The sequence below is a fragment of the Adhaeribacter rhizoryzae genome (assembly GCF_008629685.1).
GTDB lineage: Bacteria > Bacteroidota > Bacteroidia > Cytophagales > Hymenobacteraceae > Adhaeribacter > Adhaeribacter rhizoryzae.
In genome coordinates this window covers 286,077-303,992 of record NZ_VWSF01000004.1, presented here as the reverse complement: position 1 = coordinate 303,992, position 17,916 = coordinate 286,077, and the positions used below count along the sequence as shown (strand labels likewise).

14 protein-coding genes are annotated in these 17,916 nt (G+C 44.2%); 6 read left to right on the top strand and 8 right to left on the bottom strand.

The window, feature by feature from the left end; translation table 11 throughout:
* Positions 1–247: 247 nt before the first annotated feature.
* From F0145_RS08205 to F0145_RS08185, 5 genes are read left to right on the top strand one after another with little or no spacing between them, the layout of a single operon-like run.
* Positions 248–1,630 carry a hypothetical protein gene (locus F0145_RS08205; RefSeq protein ID WP_150087826.1) on the top strand — a complete coding sequence of 461 codons (1,383 nt, stop codon included), beginning with the start codon at positions 248–250 and terminating at the stop codon, positions 1,628–1,630.
* A gap of 11 nt (positions 1,631–1,641) precedes the next feature.
* Complete coding sequence (locus F0145_RS08200) at positions 1,642–2,718, top strand: hypothetical protein (RefSeq protein WP_150087825.1); 1,077 nt, start codon at positions 1,642–1,644, stop codon at positions 2,716–2,718.
* A 1-nt stretch (position 2,719) separates the two neighbouring features.
* A complete protein-coding gene (locus tag F0145_RS08195) occupies positions 2,720–4,261 on the top strand; it encodes a membrane dipeptidase (RefSeq protein WP_150087824.1) in 1,542 nt (513 codons plus the stop codon).
* A gap of 10 nt (positions 4,262–4,271) precedes the next feature.
* Entirely contained in the window at positions 4,272–4,589 is a 318-nt protein-coding gene (locus F0145_RS08190) for a hypothetical protein (protein ID WP_150087823.1), read from the top strand.
* 11 nt (positions 4,590–4,600) lie between these two features.
* Complete coding sequence (locus F0145_RS08185) at positions 4,601–6,235, top strand: FAD-binding protein (protein WP_150087822.1); 1,635 nt, start codon at positions 4,601–4,603, stop codon at positions 6,233–6,235.
* A gap of 245 nt (positions 6,236–6,480) precedes the next feature.
* Here the strand turns inward: F0145_RS08185 and F0145_RS08180 are convergent, their stop codons facing one another.
* The 3 genes from F0145_RS08180 to F0145_RS08170 all read right to left on the bottom strand — a co-directional run bounded on the left by F0145_RS08180 (position 6,481) and on the right by F0145_RS08170 (position 9,888).
* Positions 6,481–6,996, bottom strand: coding sequence for an FKBP-type peptidyl-prolyl cis-trans isomerase (locus F0145_RS08180; protein WP_150087821.1), 516 nt, complete (start codon positions 6,994–6,996; stop codon positions 6,481–6,483).
* Between the two features lie 204 nt (positions 6,997–7,200).
* Positions 7,201–9,165: an AAA domain-containing protein gene (locus tag F0145_RS08175; protein ID WP_150087820.1), complete on the bottom strand. Its 1,965-nt coding sequence runs from the start codon at positions 9,163–9,165 to the stop codon at positions 7,201–7,203.
* 123 nt (positions 9,166–9,288) lie between these two features.
* Positions 9,289–9,888, bottom strand: coding sequence for a hypothetical protein (locus F0145_RS08170; RefSeq protein ID WP_150087819.1), 600 nt, complete (start codon positions 9,886–9,888; stop codon positions 9,289–9,291).
* A gap of 238 nt (positions 9,889–10,126) precedes the next feature.
* Between F0145_RS08170 and F0145_RS08165 the strand changes: the two genes are divergently transcribed.
* Positions 10,127–10,921, top strand: coding sequence for a thymidylate synthase (locus tag F0145_RS08165; protein ID WP_150087818.1), 795 nt, complete (start codon positions 10,127–10,129; stop codon positions 10,919–10,921).
* Between the two features lie 585 nt (positions 10,922–11,506).
* Here F0145_RS08165 and F0145_RS08160 read toward each other — a convergent pair.
* From F0145_RS08160 to F0145_RS08140, 5 genes are all read right to left on the bottom strand, one after another.
* Entirely contained in the window at positions 11,507–14,449 is a 2,943-nt protein-coding gene (locus F0145_RS08160; protein WP_150087817.1) for an FAD-binding and (Fe-S)-binding domain-containing protein, read from the bottom strand.
* 575 nt (positions 14,450–15,024) lie between these two features.
* Positions 15,025–15,846: an aminotransferase class IV gene (locus F0145_RS08155; protein ID WP_150087816.1), complete on the bottom strand. Its 822-nt coding sequence runs from the start codon at positions 15,844–15,846 to the stop codon at positions 15,025–15,027.
* A 1-nt stretch (position 15,847) separates the two neighbouring features.
* Positions 15,848–16,963: a DNA-processing protein DprA gene (gene dprA / locus F0145_RS08150; RefSeq protein ID WP_150087815.1), complete on the bottom strand. Its 1,116-nt coding sequence runs from the start codon at positions 16,961–16,963 to the stop codon at positions 15,848–15,850.
* A 37-nt stretch (positions 16,964–17,000) separates the two neighbouring features.
* Positions 17,001–17,453, bottom strand: a complete 453-nt coding sequence (locus F0145_RS08145) for a YybH family protein (RefSeq protein ID WP_150087814.1) — start codon at positions 17,451–17,453, stop codon at positions 17,001–17,003.
* Positions 17,454–17,529: 76 nt separating this feature from the next.
* Positions 17,530–17,868 (bottom strand): MerR family transcriptional regulator, encoded by a 339-nt coding sequence (locus F0145_RS08140; protein ID WP_146903602.1) that lies wholly within the window; start codon positions 17,866–17,868, stop codon positions 17,530–17,532.
* Between the last annotated feature and the right edge of the window lie 48 nt (positions 17,869–17,916).

Genomic DNA, 17,916 nt, shown 5'->3' with positions numbered 1-17,916 from the left:
CCTAAAATATTTTAGAGGCATTCTCCTTTAAAAAAAGTATAAAGTGCGGGTAGTCAAAACCCGACGATTTTCTCCTGCTGTCTGGCCCATGCCAGGGTATTTTGATGCTTCACTTTTATTGAAAGTTTTCCAAAGCCCAATATCAAAATCAATTTTTAAATATTATTAAACTACTGATTTATATTAATTTAAATTTTGATTAAGCTGGTAAACTTTCTGCTGATAGGAAATTTTAGTTTTCCTGAGCATGAAAAACTTTTACACAAGAATTTTTCAGATAGGGTTTGTTGCCTTATTTATTTGTAGGCTTTCTGTTCGGGCCCAAGTACCGGATAGTTTTCCTACGCCGCTAACCCCAGAAAACCGGCCTATAAATTTATACCTCGCCGATTATCCGCTCAATTTCGACGATGGCTATTACTGGCCTAGTTTAAATCAATCTATTCAGAATACGGTAGCGGTACACCAGGTAGTAAATACTAGTTTGGGTAAAGCCCTGGAGCCCATTCATCCGTTCTGGGGAAAAGTACTAACCACCGGTTCTATCCTGGCTTTTAATGTGGTTTACACTTATTTACCGGGCGGAACGGCCTGGCAACACCAGGAAGCCCACCGGGCCGTGCTGCGTCTGCGGGGAATATCCAGTTACAACCAGGCCAACGATTTCCGGTTTTTCAAAAAAAGAATTGCTACTAAAAATGTAAAAGACCAGGATCTTATAAATTTTAAAAGAGATTACCCCGCCGATTTTATCCGAAACCGGGGAATTGGTCACGAAGCGCAGTTGGAAATGATTGAACAGCTTAAAAAAGATGCTTTTTATTACGGCACACCCGGTTACCGTGATATTGTACCCAACCTGCTCAACACCATTGTTACCATTCAGTACGTGAATGAGTTCCGGCAAAAAAATTACGATACAGATATAGATGAGCGCAATAAAGTAGAGCTAACGCCGGATGTCCGGGATATATCGGGTGTGGAATTTACGCCTTGGGTATACGATTTATTTCGGCCCGACGAGCCTTATCAGAACCGCGGTACCAATGGCGGCGCGCATCCATACGGCAGCGGCGTAGACCGCTACATTGGCAAAGAAGATTTAACCGGCGAAGAGTTAGATTATTTAAAAAAACAATCGCGCCTGGTGTGGCTGAACCTGGTATCGCCGCACAATTTTGGCTTTGCCCGGTTCCGGGCCATGAGTCCGTTCAACAGCCAGCCTTTTCATTATAACTTTAGTTTGGTGCACAACTTGGTTTCGTTTGGCCGGGTTATCGATTACAATATTTACCTGCAACAAAACAAATGGAATTTATTTTTTACCTACCACGACTATAAAAACCGGGAACGGCACTTTCCGGGTATAAACCTAGAAGTTTACCGCTTCCCGATGAAGAAAATATTTTTAACCGGCGCCATGGGCTTGTGGATGCAACCAAAAGACCAATTATTCCGCTCGGAAGGCAGCACCGCCGGCGGTATTTTAAAGTTGGGCATCGCAGCCCCTTTATCGAAGCGGTTTGAGTGGTTTTTAGAAGGAGACCGCAAAACAAACGGGTGGTCTTCGGGCAATGTTTCTTTAGAACCCATAACCCAAGTGCAGTTTGGCCTTAACCTGATTTACTAAACCCACGCACTATGAAAAACGGTTATTATTTTCAGAAGCTTTTACAACTTTCGCTGCTTGGCCTGGTGCTACTTTGCGAACAAAGTCATGCCCAACAAATAGCTTTTGCTCAAAACTGGGCGGCTGATAGTAGCGCTCGCTCTAATATTATTGGTTTAATGCCAACAGTGCCCACACCCGGCATATTTAATATGCCAGGTTTAGCTCAAACCAAAAAAATGATGAACACGCCTTTGCGGGGAGCTTTAACCGGCTTTGCTATTGGGGGTGCCGGCGGCATTATACTGGGCCTAACCGGTAAAGACTGGGTGCTGAGTAACGGCAAAGTAGTATCACGGCCCATTCATGCCGTAGTAGATATGTTTATTGTGGCCACGCCTTTAACTATTATGGGTTTGGTGGTAGGAGCCCGGCAGGAAAGAAGCACCCTGGCACCTTCGCGGTGGCATTTTGCTTTAGGCGGTGGCTGGGCCAGCGTCATGACTTACCGCAGCATTAAAAATGCGTACGCCATTTCGGGTATTCCTAACCACATACCGCATTGGTTTGGCTATTTACATTACCCCAACGGCGAAAACTCCAGTACTCCCTACACCTGGAACATCACCGCCGATTATAGCCTGAGCCGAAAATTTGGGTTAGGGTTATCGTTTAATAATTTTGTAAAGCAGCAAATACAAGGAGGCACCGATCACCATGAACCGGGTCCGGAATACGAATCGGCGAAAGGCGAAACTTACAGTTTGGTGGCCAACTACGTTATTAACCCGATAATGCCGGAAAATAAAACCCGGCTGGAATTTTCGGTAGGAGCCGGGCCAAGCTATCATAATTTATTGGTACAAGGCTCCTTGGGTACGGACGAATACGAAAAGCGCCGCAAAACCTTTACGGCCCACTACCGGGCTGCCATCGATTATTATTCCCGGCGAAATTTATCGTTGCAATTAAAGGGCAGCTACCGGCCGCGCCAGACCGTACGGGTGCCCGAACAGGAAGAAGGAACCACCAACCTGATTGCCCACGCCGTTAATTTCCGCTCCCTTGATATTACCATTGGTGTTCGCTATCACTTAAAGCCATTTTAATATGCCACATGCCGAAGTTTTTGCTGATATTCATTGCCATACGCTACTGAAATATATTCAGAACGATGTGGTGGACTTATGGGAGCCCATTGGCCGGCCCCGGATACTAGAAAATTTGGTGGGAGCAGTTAGGTCAACGGCCGCCGATTTAAAGAACTTAGCGCAAGGCGATGTGCAGATAGCTTGCGTAGCGTTAACGCCGCCGGAACAAAAAATATTAGCCTTTCAGGGGCCAATTTCCAAAAAAGTACTTGCCGAATTTTCTTCTTTTTTAAGCACCCTGCCAACCGATAAAATCAAGCATTATCAATCAGAAAAATACGATCATTTCGATCAGCTTAATAAAGAAGTAAGATTATACCTGGGTGGCCAGAATATTTCCAAAAGAATAAAGTTAGATTCTACGGGCAAAAAAACCCGTTGCCGCTACATTGTAGCCCGCAATTATGCCGATATTCAGCAAGTGCTGGATGCCAACAATGGCAATAAATCCGATAGAGTAATTGCCCTGGTGTTAACCATTGAGTCGTCGCACGCTTTAGGCACCGGCCATTTAGATTTTAACGGCACACCCAACGGCTTTAATGCGAGCGAAGATTTAATCCTGAAAAGAGTAGACGCCCTAAAAGGTATTAGCAGCCCGGAAGCGGCTGCCTGGTCGCACCCGCCCGTCTGGATGACCATGACCCACGCTTTTTACAACAGTATTTGTGGCCACGCGCAGCCGTTAACCGGTTTGTTCCGGAAAATTCTGGATTTTGCCGAACCCTTTCCGCCCGAAAAAACGCTTCCCCGGTACCAGCCCGGTATAAACGCTGGCCTTTCGGATTTAGGTAAAAAAGTTATTCAACGGCTATTGGGTATCGATGAGGTATCGTTGGCCCGCGCCGACCGGGGCAAACGCATTCATATTGATATTAAGCACATGAGCACCCGGAGCCGCCAGGATTATTACGATTTGCTGGATGCTTACCAGGCCACTAATCCTACGGATGTAATTCCGGTAATTATGAGCCACGCGGCCGTAAACGGTAAACCCAGCTTAAACGATCAAGCATTTAATCCGGCCGATTTAGATAAGGAATGGGAGGAAAGCAATTCTTTTAACCCCTGGAGCATTAATTTGTACGACGATGAAATAATCAGGATTCATCAATCTAAGGGCTTAATCGGGTTAATATTTTACGAACCAATCTTATCGGGCAAGAAAAAACGCAAAGGTAAAATTCTCTGGAACGAAGAAGACTGGGCCGAATTATTTGCCGATCAGATAGAACATATTGTAAAAACCGTGTACAACACCGGCGCGGCCAATAAACACGAAATCTGGGACCGGATTTGCATTGGCTCTGATTTTGACGGCACCATAAACCCCACCGATAAATTTGCTGCCTCCGATCAATTGCCCACTTTTAAGAAATTTCTGAAAAGGTTTCTGAACCAGGACCGGTTTAACCTTTACCGCACCAGCGCTGAGGTAAATGAACTGGCGGAAAAAATTTGCTATAAAAATGTGGTGGAATTTTTTAAAATTAATTTTTAACCCTGCCACTATGCCGCGCCCCTTTTTGATTATTCTCTTGCTGGTAGGTACTACTTTTAGTTTTACAGGTTGTGTGAATACCAGGCTCGTTGCTTTTTACAGCACCGATAATATTCAGTCGAACCAGGCTACCCGGGTTAGTTATTTGTGGGGCATTGTACAACCGCAGGATATTCCGGCCCAATGCGAATCTAAAACTATTTGTAAAGTAAATGCCAAAACTAATTTGGGTTATATCCTAGTTTCGGCGGTTACCTTGGGCATAGTAGTACCCCAAAAAATAGTTTGGGATTGCTGCCCCAGTTCCGAAACCGAAGAGAAACTTTAACGCTTTACACCATGAATTTACCTTTAGGCATTAAGCCCTTAAAAATAAATAAATGGAAGTGGACCAATGCGCACGCCAATTTTACGCAGCATTTAAAGAAAGACGCTTCGTTTGAGCTAACCGTTTCGGACCCGGAATTCAAGCAGCAGTTTCCAACGTTTAAAGAAAAATATCACCAAACCACCCGCAACATGCAATGGCTGATTAAATACGCCATTGATCATAAAATTAAGCTGCGGGCCATGGGTAGTGGCTGGTCGTTGAGTAAAGTGGGCGTTACCGACGATGGGCTTATTAATACCAAAAAACTCACCTTAAAAGCCGAATTATCGGAATCGCAAGTAGCCCCTGAATATTTAGCTAAAGGCGGTAGTGCCAATGATTTGTTATTTGCCCAGTGCGGCAACGAAATAATTAGAATTAACGATTTATTGGAAAAAGAACGGAACCCGGCTAAAAGTTTACGGGTATCGGGCGGGAGCAACGGCCAAACCATAGTTGGCGCTTTTAGTACCGGTACGCACGGGGCAGCTTTTAAATACGGTTCGGTTTGCGATTGTGTGGTGGGCATGCACCTGGTGGTGGGGCCCAACCGGCACGTTTGGCTCGAACGAGCATCTTACCCGGTTATTTCGGATGCATTCAGAGCCTGGCTGCAGGCCGAAGTAATACAAGATGATGATCTGTTTAATGCGGCCTTGGTAAGCTTTGGCAGTTTTGGCATCATGCACAGTGTGCTGATAGAAGTAGAGCCAAAATTTTTATTACAACAACAGTTAACCCAAATTCCTTACAACAGCCAACTGGAAAAAGCCATTATTTCCGGAGACTTTTCGGACTTGGCACCTATTCTGAAAGGTCCGGTGCCGGACTTGTATCATTTTGAACTGGCTATTAACCCGCACAATTTCCAGAAAAATAATCAGCCGGACGCGGTTTACTTCCGGGTTATGTACAAGCGGCCTTACCAGCCCGGTTACACGCCCTTCGACCCAAGCGCCAAAGGCAAGTTTACTTACGGCGACGATGTATTGGGCTTGATGCAATCAGTATTAGATGCGATAGATAAATTTCCGGGCAACAAACTGGATTTAAAATTAATACCCAAAACAGTCAATTCGCTTTTTAAACTAGCCTATAACCGGCCCGAAGCTGCTTTGGGCACGATTGGCGAAACGTTTCGGAATACCATCTTCCGAGGACAGTTGTTTAGCGCGGCTTACGGGTTTAGCCGGGAAGTGGTACCCCAATTAATTGATATTTTTCTAGAACTAAATAAAAAAATACCCTTCGTTGGCATTATGGCTTTTCGGTTTGTGAAAGGTTCGCCGGCTACGCTGGCCTTTGCTAAGTTCCCCAATACCTGCGTACTGGAGTTAGACGGCGCTGATACCCAAATTAATTATAAGTTTGCCGAAGCCTTTATCCGGGAAGTGGAAAGTAAAAATATTCCTTACTCGGTGCATTGGGGAAAAATTAACCACGTACTAAATAAAGAACGGGTAAGAAAAATTTACGGCGATGCCACTATTGATAAATGGCTAGGCCATCGGCGGCAGCTTTTAGCCGATGAAGCGTGGCAGGTGTTTAACAACGAATTTTTAGAGCTTTGCGGTTTAGACCGGTTCCAGGAAGCGGTGGTGTAAAGCATCCAAGTTAAACCACTTGCAAGTGGATTAAGCGCAATCTACAGGCGTCATGTTGAGCTTGTCGAAACATCTAAATAACTGTAATAGATCCTTCGGCAAGCTCAGGATGAGCAATAGTGTACACTTATGCGCAATTACTAGTTGATAGTAGTATTATTTTGAAAAATGCTACAGTGTTATTAACTAATAAAAAAGCCAAGATAATTATCTTGGCTTTTTTATTAGTTAATATTATAAGAAGATTAGTGGTGATGACCGCCGGCACCGTGTACGTGGCCGTGGGAAATTTCTTCCGGGGTAGCTTCCCGCACCGATAATACTTTGCCTTCGAAGAACATTTTCATGCCGGCTAAGGGGTGGTTAAAATCCATTACTACTTCATCGTCCTGAATTTTCATCACCCGGCCTTGCATGTGGTTGCCTTCGTTATCAGCCATCGGAATATAATTTCCTTCCTGTAGCATTTCGTCGTCTATTTTGCCGTCCACTTCAAAAACGTTCTTCGGAATCGGCACCAGGGCGTTATCGTCGTATTCGCCGTAGCCTTCTTCTGCTTCCAGCGAAAAAGAAAAACTTTCACCTTCCTGTTTGCCGTCCAAATATTCTTCAAACTTTTCGGGTAATCCGCTCACACCGTACAAAAACACCATTGGGTTGCTTTCATCGGCTGTTTCTACGAGCGTTTGTTCGCCGTCGTCGTTTAATATTTTAAGCTCGTAGGTGAGCGAAACCACTTTGTTTTCACTTATTGCTGTCATAACAGGTTTGGTTTAATATGTAAGCCGATATGGCGCTTTTATGGTTTTACCTAATCAGGTAGAAATTGTTTACAGTCATGGCCTAAAAAAGCGCAACTTGATTTTAAGCTAATCACTTTTGCTCAACTTATTACCAGGTTTGCAGACCATTTTCTGTTTTAAAAGTTCACAACTTACTATTTATAAATCATACCATAAAATTTTCTAAGAAATATTTAGGGCATCCATTAATTCCCAGGCACTCCGGTAAGCATTAATGTTTTCGGTATAACCTACAAATGCGTGGTAGAAAGGGTGTCGGGTTAAAGTGGCGCTATCACCCAGTATTACCAGCTTTTTACGGGCGCGGGTCATGGCAACGTTCATACGCCGGATATCACTTAAAAAGCCAATTTCGCCCTCGTTATTGCTGCGCACCATGCTAATGTAAATAATATCGCGTTCTTGCCCCTGAAAGCTGTCGACGGTGCCAATGGTTAACAGACGCTTATTTTGCAAATCGTGCAGCCAGGCGTTGTGCTCTACTTCGTCTTTTAAATAATTAATTTGAGCCCGGTACGGCGAAATAATTCCTATCTTCAGTGGAGATTCGTTTTCGGTTGCTTCGTAATCTTTTAATAAATGTTGCAAATGCCGCAACAATAAATCTGCTTCTTCGGGGTTGGCCGTGCTGGCGCCTTCGGCAAAAGATTGTTCATTGTAACCACAGCCGGCCGTATCTACAAATTCAACTGCCAGTTCGGCCGGGAATATGGGGTTAAAGGCGTGTAAATCGGTTTGCACTACACTTTCGTGCGCTTCCAATTGCCCGTTGTAAAATTGCTGGTTCGAGAACTGCATAATATTTTCGTGCATCCGGTACTGCGTACGCAGCATAACGGCCACACTAGGCTGCCGCTGAATGCATTTTTCGAACAGCGTAACCTCTAAACCACCTTTTTCTGCTTCTAAAGATTTAACGGTAGGCGGTAATTGGCAGTGGTCTCCGGCCAGCACCACGCGGTTCGCACGGGTTATGGGAATCCAGCAAGCGGGTTCCAGGGCCTGGGCCGCTTCATCAATAAATACGGTGTCGTAGGTTAAGTGGCGGATTAAGCGGTTGGCCGAACCCACCAATGTACAGGTAATTACCTGCACCCGGTCCAGTAAATCGTCAGTAATATAGCGCTCGATGTGGTCGGCTTCAGCTAATAAGGCGCGGCTTTGTTCTTTTAAGAGGCGGCGTTGTTCGCGTTCTTCCCAGCCAAATTTGCGTTTAAACTGGTAAGCCATGCTTTTATATTCCTCGGCTTGTTTCCGGTATTCTTTTACTTCTTTGTAGGCCTTATGCTCCATAATCTGCGCATCCAACGTATGGTGCAGCAAAATATCCGAAACCCGCGATGGGTTACCAATCCGGATAACGTTAATGCCTTGCGCCGCCAGTTTTTCGGTAAGTAAATCTACGGCCGTATTGCTGGGAGCCGTTACCAACAAGCGCCTTTCCCGCTGCAAGGTGCGCAAAATGGCCTGCACCAAAGTAGTAGTTTTACCAGTACCCGGCGGACCGTGAATAATAGCTACATCCTTCGCCGCTTCAATATTTTTAATGGCTTCGTTCTGCGAATTATTTAATAAAGAATCCGGCGAATAATTATTATTAGGGTAAAAAGTTGCGGGTTGCGCACCATACAAAATATCGCGGAGCTGGGCCAAACGGTTATCTTCGGCTTCAGTAACCTTGCGCATGGCAATTTCCATCTCCTTGTAACTCATCTCGTCGAAGGTCAGGTCGATGCCCAGCTTGCCGTCTTCAATCCAGTCCGGTAAATCTTCTTTGGTAGTAGCCAGCGTTAGTTTATTGCGCTTCAGGGTCATGATAACCCCGCTTAGCTGTTGCGAATCGTGGCCCTGGCTGCCGTTGGCGTTGCTGAAAATAGACGCCCCTTTGCCGGTCTGAAACAAATGCAGTTGATCGCGGCTACCCGTGCGCTCAATTTCCACTACTACTTTGTTGCCAAAACCAATTTCGGTTTTGGTTATCGTAACGGGGTACCAGCACAAACCGCTTTTTTTACGCTCTTGAATAGAGCTGCGGGTACTTTTTATTTTATATTGAGCGAGATCTTCTTCCTGCTCCAGCTTTAATAATTTGCTTACTTTAAATAACTCTTCTTGTATCTCTAACATGAAAATCTCACAATGCCGGTGCAAGTTAATTAATATATAGCCTGCTACCGATTTTTATAATCAGGTGAACAGTATATAAGGTTGCCGCAGGAGAAAAAGTTTCGAAATAAGGTATATAAATATTTATATTTTTTTGCGCTTGCTTTTATTGGTTCGGGTAAAGGCAAAAATGGCCAAGCCCAGTATGGCTACTACCGAAACTGCAATTAATTGCTCTAGTTTTTGAATGGTTTCTTTAGAAATGGTTAAACTTTCCTCTAGGGCATTTATCTGGCGCTGTTTCACTTTTTCTTTGTTCTCCATGTTCTGAATTTGGGTTTTTAAAGCGTACAGATTATCCGATACTACCCGTTTATCATCTATGGATCTAAATTCAATTTGTTTTTTCTGGTTCTCGGCCTGCGCGCGTGCCGCTTTTATCTCGGCTTGTTTTCTCAGGTTCACCAAATTTATTTCTCTTATTATTTCCGAATCTTTATTGATAACTTTCTTTAGTACATCTATTATGTTAAGCAAGTCTTTCTTCGATTTTTTACCCCAAAAATTGCTGTTTTGCGCATTGTAATACTCATAATCTTTTATCATCTGCGCACGTTCATGCAACAGCCGGTTTAAGTTTTCGGTAGCTGTATTAGGCGCCGTTTGGGTAGCAGCAGAGTCCTGGGCTAGGGTTAGGTTTACATTAAAAAGAAATAGGGCGAATAGGAGCAGGATTTGGCGCATTTAATAAATTATTTATAAGGAATTGAAGTTATGCTAAAAATAAATTTTAATTTATTCTGTTGGGCCATTAAGCTTTCAGTAGTCTAACGAACCAGTTAAGGCAATCATTTTAATGCCGGGGCAAAAGGTTAATATTTTTCATCGTTCGAACAAGGGTACAAAATCTAAAAATTATTTAAAATAAACATTCGATTCGTCAGGATACTTCTTTATTTTTGACTCCTTTAGATTTAAACCCATGCAGCAATACCAGCAACTTCTCCGGCATATCTTAGATAATGGCACGCGTAAGGAAGATCGTACCGGCACCGGCACCCTTAGTGTTTTTGGTTACCAGATGCGGTTTAACCTGGCAGATGGTTTTCCGTTGGTTACCACTAAAAAGGTACACCTCAAGTCAATTATCCACGAGTTGCTGTGGTTTTTAAAGGGTGAAACTAATATTAAATACCTGAAAGAAAACGGCGTTAGTATTTGGGATGAGTGGGCCGATGAAAAGGGCGAATTAGGACCGGTTTATGGCTCGCAATGGCGTAGCTGGCCAACGCCGGATGGTGGCCACATCGACCAAATTACGCAGGTAGTAAACCAGCTAAAGAACAACCCGGATTCGCGCCGCATTATTGTGAGTGCCTGGAACGTAGCCGAAATTAACCAGATGAAGCTGCCGCCTTGCCACGCTTTTTTTCAGTTTTACGTGGCCGATAATGAATTATCCTGCCAATTGTACCAGCGCAGCGCCGATGTATTTTTAGGTGTGCCTTTTAATATTGCTTCTTACGCCTTGCTTACCCAAATGATGGCGCAGGTTTGCGAACTTGATTTAGGTGATTTTATCTGGACTGGCGGCGATACGCACCTGTACCTGAACCACCTGGAACAAACCGAACTGCAATTAACCCGGGAGCCTCGCTCGTTGCCGCGCATGGTGTTAAACCCCGAAGTGAAAAGTATTTTCGACTTTAAATACGAAGATTTTAAACTGGAAGAATATAATCCGCATCCGGCCATTAAAGCCCCGGTAGCTGTGTAATACCACATCTCCTTAACGCTATTCTATAAATAGCTTGGTCTTTCTGTTTCTCTTTTGAAAGATTTCATCTTTTAATGCCTTGGTGCTAATTAAATATAGAAGCCTAAGTTTCTCCCGGCCGCGAGGCCCCGTTTGGTCATTCGGGCTGTCTAAGCTTGTTTTCCTCCTTCGTCGGAATGCTAAAGCACCACAACCTTAGAAGGCCCTCATCGCCCAAACTGATGTAGTTTGCTTCGTAGCTACGGTCTTCTAGGTTCTATAATCACTATTAAAAATTAATTGACAGCCAGCTCAACAAAACTAATGCGCAACGTGTTGGTTTGGCCGAACTCCTTCCCTAATTTAGGGAAAGTGCCCGGAGGGCGGAAGGGTTAAGCTACTCCAGAAGTAAGGCCGCACTGATAAAAGCTAAACAGGCTGAAAAAGTACCGCAGCATACCAAAGCATCCTGAATGCACAACAAATAACCTTTACTTTAAAATAATGCCTGTTCAACCTTCCTTTGGTATAATATTTATTATTTGGATTTAGCCATAAACAAAAAGCAGCTTCTAAGGCTGCTTTTTTGTTTATCAGACTTTTTCTTTATTTTATTAAAGCATCCCATAACACCTCTAGTGTATGGATGGCTTTTCGGCCCGTGCCATCTTTTATTTGGTGGCGGCAACTGGTGCCGGGGGCGGCAATTATTACATCCTCGGGCGTTTTACGCACCGTCGGGAATAATACCAGTTCGCCAATTTGCATCGAGACGTCATAATGTTCTGCTTCGTAGCCAAAAGAACCTGCCATGCCGCAACAGCCCGACGGAATAATATCGACGGAGTAATTGGTGGGCAAGGTTAGCATCTTCTGGGTATGTACCAGCGACGATAGTGCTTTTTGATGGCAGTGGCCGTGGAGTTTGATGTGGCGTTTTTCCTGCGTGAAAGCTTCCGGCGAAATATTGCCTTTAAACCGCTCCATGGCAATGAACTCATCTATTAACCAACTATTAGCGGCAATTTGCTTGGCCGCCGGTAATTGGTCGTCCTCAATCAAATCTAAATATTCATCGCGTAAGGTCAGAATAGCCGATGGCTCAATGCCAACTAAGGGCGCATCTGCATTTACCAACTCTTTTAATAAGGCTACGTTGCGTTGCGCCAGTTTTTTGGCATCCCGTACCAACCCTTTGGAAAGGTAAGTCCGGCCGCTTTCTTCGTGCTTGGGCAGGCGTACTTCGTAGCCCAGTTTTTCGAGCAGCAACACCGCTTTTATGCCAATATCAGTATCATTGTAATTGGTAAATTCATCGCAGAATAAATTGACTACGCCTTTAGTAGCCTTAGTGGCTTTAGTTTCTTTCAGGTGCTTTTTAAACCAAGCCCGTAATGTGGTTTCCTGCAACGTAGGCAAAGAACGCTGCGGAGCAAAGCCCAATATTTTTTTAGTTAAATCGCCGGTTAAGCTGTTTTTGGCAAAGAAATTATAAATACCTGGCGCTGCCGAGGCCAATTGGTTGGCTTTGGTATAATTACCAACCATGCGCGTGCGCAGCGAAATGCCATTGGCATCGTAATAATGCTGCAGGAACTCGGCTTTAAGTTTGGCTACATCTACGTTAGACGGGCATTCGGATTTGCAACCCTTGCAGGAAATACACAAATCCATGGTATCCATTATTTCCTGGTGGTCGAAGCGGTTGGCTTTGGGCGAGTTGGTTAAAAACTCCCGGAGCATGTTGGCCCGGCCGCGGGTAGTATCTTTTTCGTTGCGGGTTGCCATGTAGCTGGGGCACATGGTGCCGCCGGTAAGTTGCGTTTTACGGCAATCGCCGGAGCCGTTGCACAACTCTGCTGCCCGCAAAATGCCTTGTTCGTTCCGGAACTTAAATACCGTATCGAACTCCGGTGTTTCCTGGCCCGCCTGGTACCGTAAATTAGTATCCATAGCCGGCGTTTTCACGATTTTACCGGGGTTGAAAATATTATTGGGGTCCCAGGTACGCTTGATTTCTTCGAGTAAGCGATAATTTTTTTCGCCGATCATCCACGGAATAAATTCGCCGCGCAAACGGCCATCGCCGTGCTCGCCGCTCAAAGAACCGCCGTATTTTTTTACCAGCCGGGCAATTTCTTCGGCAATGGTCCGGAATAAACGATTACCTTCTACGGTTTTTAGGTTAATGATGGGGCGGAGGTGCAACTCGCCGGAACCCGCGTGGGCATAGTGCACGCAGTATAAATCGTGCTGCTTTAGAATTAAATTAAACTCCGCAATAAAATCCGGTAAGTCATTAACATCCACTGCCGTATCTTCAATTACCGCCACTGGTTTGGCATCACCCGGAATGTTCGAGAGCAAGCCCAAACCGGCTTTCCGCAAAGTCCAAACTTTTTTTGTATCGGGGCCGGTAACTAAGGGGAAATGATAGCCCAAACCAGCCGCTTTTAAATCGGCAATTAAAGCCTCGGCGGTTTCGTGTACTTCGGCGGGCGTGTGCTTGGCAATTTCTACTACTAATATTGCTCCGGGATCGCCTTGCACGAAAAACCTGTTTTGCCGTTGCTCAATATTAGCTTTGGTGCATTCCAGCACGTAGTGGTCCATGAGTTCGCAGGCGCTCGGGTTGTGCTGCAATGCTATTAGGTTGGCCCGCAACGATTCGTCGATGGTGTTGGTATGGACGCAAAGCAAGCCAATTTCCTTGGGCGGCAGCGCCACTACGTTTAGTTTTATTTCGGTCAGGAAGGCCAACGTACCTTCGGAACCGGCGATTAATTTGCAGAAATTAAAATCTTCAGAGCCAGAAGTAAAAGGATTGGTCTCCAGCAATAAATCAACCGCGTAACCGGTGTTTCGCCGTTCCACGGTTTTCTTCGGAAATTCCTTGCGAATTTCGGTTTGGGTTTCGGGGTGCGACAACATGGCTTTTACGGCCTGGTATACGCGGGTTTCCAAGTCAGATGCGGTGCCTTCACCCTGGCATTTCGCTTCAAACTCGGCGGGGGATAAGCTGGTAAATTCCGTTTCGGAACCATCGCTCAAAATTGCCTTAACTGACAACACGTGCTCGCGGGTGCTGCGGTATACCACGGAATTAGAGCCGCAGGAATTATTACCGACCATGCCGCCAATCATTGCGCGGTTGGCCGTAGAAGTTTCGGGGCCGAAATATAAGCCGTGCGGTTTCAGGAAGAAATTTAGTTCATCGCGGATTACGCCCGGCTGCACCCGCACCCAACCTTCTTCTTTATTCAATTCCAGAATTTGCGTAAAGGTACGCGAAACATCTACCACAATACCGTTGCCCACTACCTGACCGGCCAGTGAAGTACCGGCCGTACGCGGAATCAGCGACGTTTTTTCGCGACGGGCGAAGGTGATTAATTTTTTAATATCCGCAATATTCTGGGGGAAAGCCACGGCCAGCGGAAATTCGCGGTAAGCCGAGGCATCGGTGGCATATAAGGTTCGCATGGTGGTGTCGAAGTGCAATTCACCTTCGAGTTCACCCGCTAATTTTTGTAATAATTCCGTATTCATTTTATCTTTAGTTTCTTGCCCTTTCAGGAAGGGAAAAAACTTTTTAATTTTTAGTTAATATCCCAACTACAAAGAGATTAGATAACTTTTATAATCTAAAATCATCTGCTAATTGGGTTTATGAATATTAGCGAAAACGTTTCGGCGCTTTTAACTTTCATATCATCGCTTTGGCGGTGTAAAGAAATAACATTTTATTTAAAACTGCATTTTTTTTGATGCCTTCCGAAAACAGATCTTTTTTGATGAAATACAAGAATGTATATCTACCCTAAAACAGGAAAAAATTAATTTGAAAAGTGGACAATCTGATAATTAGCAAACATTGTCAAATAAATTATTAATAGTACGTAAATTAAAACGTATAATTTATATTAGTCTCTGGAGTCCACTCGTGTCATTCAGGAGGAAACTATGTAGCAGGTAGCCAAATAGTTTCCTCCTGAATGACACAAGTGAGTTACTTAAACTTCCATAATATTGGCTTTTGTGTAACAGCAGTTAATATTTAGGTAGATTTTAGCTAAAAAATAACTTAGAGGTTTATTGCCTAAGTTAGAGCGGATAATTAAGAATCAGGCCAGTGCCAGTTTTTGTAACTGGGAAATTAATGGGTGATTATTTGCAAATATTTGCTGGCCAATTGCCCATATGGGACGTAAACCGGTAACATTGGAAGTAAATACAGCTTCGGCTTCTGATAAATCGGATCTAGAATAATTTCCTTCCCATACTTCAACTTTTAACATCTGACAGGCGCGTAAAATATTCAACCGCATAATACCGGCAATGCAGCCAGTTTCCAGGCTAGGGGTAAATACCTGATTATTTTTAATCCAGAAAATATTAGAAACCAGGCACTCCGAAATATTTTCCTGCTCGTCCAGTAATATGAGTTCATCTAAACCGGCCTTCTTTTTAGCTATACTTGCCTGCACATAATGCAAGGCATAAGGGCCTTTAAAAAAGGAAAAAGGCGTAAAGCGGTTCGGCAATCCATTATAAAAATCAGCCTGACCAATTACTGCCGGAAAAGGTTGCTGCGGTGCAACCGTAATTAATATTTCTGCTTCTTCCGATTCGGGCGTAAACAAGCCACCGGGTTTTCGCCAAATATTAATTTTTATCCGGATGGTTTCACTGCTAATATTATTTTGCCGGATTAGCTCCAATACTTGAGTTTGTAGAAAACTGGCCGTTAAATGCGGGAGCGGAGTTAAGCTTAGAATCTGCATGGCTCGCTTTATCCGATCCAAGTGATCATCTAAGAAGCGAATCTTCCCCTCGTGAAATATTAAGGTTTCGAAAAAACCGTCGTTGTACTGAAAGCCCCGGTTTGCGTAGGAAAGCCCAAAATCTTGTTCGGTTATTATTCCGAAATTATAGGAAACAAACATGTTAAATTAAGCTGAATTTTTTACCCGGCAAGGCTTTAACCACACCTTTAAACTCTAAACTCAATAACAAAGAAGAAATCTGGTTTATCGGAATTTGGGTTTTCCAGCTCAACGTGTCAATTTGTTCTTCTTTAGTTTCCTGAAGCACCTGAATAATTTTAAACTCTTCCGGCGTAAAATCTTCTGCCTGGTATTTGTGCAAGCCAGATTTGCCCGTTGGGGAATCTCCATTCTCTAAATCCCAGTTCAGCAGCTCCTCTAAATCCTTTAACTCGGTATAAACCGCTGCCTTAAGCGACTTAATCAGGTAGTTGCAACCGGCCGAAACTGGGCTGGTGATGGGGCCGGGCACGGCCATTATATCTTTATTGTAGCTGTGGGCAATATCGGCGGTAATCAGGGTGCCACCTTTTATGGCCGACTCCACAATGATGGTAACATCGGCCATGCCGGCAATAATGCGGTTACGGGCCGGGAAAAAATGGGCATCGGGTTTGGTGCCAAAAGTATTTTCCGAAAGTAATCCGCCATTCTCCAGCATTTTATCGGCAATTTTCCGGTGCACCGCCGGGTAAATGGTATCTAAACCGTTGGCCATAACACCCACGGTAGGCAAATTGTATTGCGTGGCGGCCCGGTGGGCAGCAATATCAATGCCGTAAGCGAGTCCGCTTAAGATTAAGGCCTGGTGCTTGGTTAAGTCTTTTACAATTTGTTCGGTAATTTCTTTGCCGTAGGCCGTGCTTTTACGCGTGCCCACAATGCTCACGATTTTACGTTGGTTTAAGCTGCAGTTACCTTTATAATACAACAGGGTAGGCGCGTCGGCAATTTGCTTTAAGCGGTCGGGGTAATTTTTGTGGGTGTAAAATAATACCTGAACTTCTTCTTTTTGGGCTTGCGCTAAGATGGCTTCGGCTTGCTTTAAAACACTTTTGCCTTGTTTAAGCGAGTTAATAGCCGTGGGACCAATGCCGGGAATTTTTTCTATTTTACTTGGTGGCGCATGCCAAACCTGTTTAGCGGAGCCGCAGTAACTAATAAGCGTTCGGGTTAAATAATTGCCGATGCCGGGTAATAAACCAATGCCTACTTCATACACTAACTCTTCGCCCATACTATCTGATTTTGCTCTGGTAGCTTAAACGCAAAAATTAGCTAGAATGATCGTGCAAAACTTTCCAGCCGGTTTTAGTTTTGCCCAAAACCAAAGAAAAACGGCCGCTTCTTTCGGGTTGGTTACCGCCGCTTAATATAAATTTACCCGTTAGCAGGGCAAAATCTGCTCCCAAAGGCTTAATCTGAATTTCATCGAAAGCTAAATGCTGTACCGGTTTAGAGCCGTTAAAATATTTTTTCTGGAATTTCTCTTTTACCTCAGGTATACTAACTAAACCATTAGCGCCCATAAAAGTAGCCGCCGAATCGTAAATGGAAAGGTGCCCCTCCAGGCTGCCCTCGTTCCAGGCCGTAGCCGAGGAATCCATTAATGCCCGCAAAATTTTAGGGTCTACTGTTGTTGATGCTGCTACCTGCTTTTCTGGTGAGTTACAATTCCACAAGAATATTCCTAACAGGAAAAGAATAAAGGGTATTTTATTATTCATAGAGCCTTAAGATATGAAGAAGACAGGATTAAAGAAACACCTTAAACCATTTAACCTTTAACTTGCAACCAAAATATTAACCTAACTGATTTTTAATATGGGTTAAGAAGTCGCGCACTTTTTCCAGCGATTGAATAATTTCGTATTTATCTCTGGTTTGCACCCCTTTATTTTTTAAAACTTCGCGGGCTCCTTGAATGGTAAAGCCCCGTTCTTTTACCAGGTGGTACACAATGCGCAGGTTTTCGATGTCTTTGGGGGTAAACAGGCGGTTACCTTTTTTGCTCTTTTTTGGCTTCAGTACCTCAAATTCAGTTTCCCAGAATCTTATCAGCGAAGGCGCAACCTCAAACATAGCCGCAACCTCGCCAATGCTATAATATTGTTTTTCTATATCTTTTTCCTTAAAAGGCATAAGTGCTTGTGTAATGTTATTTATTTACCAGTAGCCCGGCATTTGGGT